The organism is Pseudomonas sp. 05N434 (assembly GCF_056396965.1).
Genome location: NZ_JBFTMK010000950.1, coordinates 1 through 948, shown reverse-complemented (window position 1 = coordinate 948; position 948 = coordinate 1). Strand labels below are relative to the sequence as shown.

Sequence of the window (948 nt, the reverse complement as noted above, 5' to 3'; positions counted from 1 at the left end):
CTACAAAGTAATTCCTTTTATTATCTGATAACGTCATTTCAGGAGATTATATGACTCACGTTCACGAAGAAAAAATCAAAGAGATTGTTTCTCAGGTCTTGGGCGTCAGCGTCGGAGAGATCCGCAACAACGAAAACTTCATAGAGGCTTACGGTGCTGATTCGATGTCAGGAATAGAAATCCTGGCCGGTATCGAGGGCGCTTTTCAGGTCCGAGTCAATGAAGCTTACATTCCACGGATAACCAGCGTGGATTCAATTCTCTCGTTTATCGACAAGACCCTGCTTGAGGCTGAGTGTGCATGATGAGCTCCGGCAAGGGCAGAAGGGTTGTCGTCACTGGCTTGGGGCCGGTCAGCCCGATCGGAATTGGGAAAGACGCGTTCTTTCATGCGTTGAAAACTGGGGTAAACGGCACGGGACTGCTTTCAAAAATCGATACCGACCGGTTTGAAAGAAAGTATGGGTGTGAGGTGAAATCCAGCATCAGCACATTGATTCCGGATTTTGACTCTTTCGCTCTCTCCGGGACTCCCAGCCATTTTGCGCTTGCCGCCACCGAGCTCGCTCTAACGGATGCGGCAATTGAACGGGCAGCGATTTCCGGCAAGCGAGTGAATTGTTATTTCGGCACGACCTATGGTGAGTCCAATCTGATTGACAACATGGTTACGGCAATGGCCGAACCTCAGCCAGGCCTGCACGCATCAGTGCAGCATACGTTTGCGTCTGAAATAAGCCGCGATGTCTTGAGATCGATAGGTTCCACCGGTGAGTCAGTCACGATTGGCAATGCGTGTTCAGCCAGTAACACCGCGTTGATATTCGGTTACGAGGCCATCAAGGCCGGGGACTGCGAACTTGCTATTTGCGGTGGAAGCGATGCGATCTACAAGGCCACGTTTGCAACATTCCATCGATTGGGCAGCATGACAGACCAAAACTGCAC

Annotated in this window: 2 protein-coding genes; both read left to right on the top strand. The window is 50.5% G+C overall.

Features of this window, described 5'->3' with window-relative positions:
- The first annotated feature begins 50 nt into the window (after positions 1-50).
- Complete coding sequence (locus tag AC1DLB_RS30985) at positions 51-305, top strand: acyl carrier protein (RefSeq protein WP_086945670.1); 255 nt, start codon at positions 51-53, stop codon at positions 303-305.
- On the top strand, positions 302-948 hold a 647-nt coding region (locus AC1DLB_RS30980; protein WP_477786399.1), incomplete at its 3' end, for a beta-ketoacyl synthase N-terminal-like domain-containing protein. The genes AC1DLB_RS30985 and AC1DLB_RS30980, both read left to right, overlap by 4 nt.

Coding starts and splice junctions, on each gene's coding strand:
- AC1DLB_RS30985 (WP_086945670.1), top strand. CDS start 51: ATGACTCACGTTCACGAAGAAAAAATCAAAGAGATTGTTTCTCAGGTC.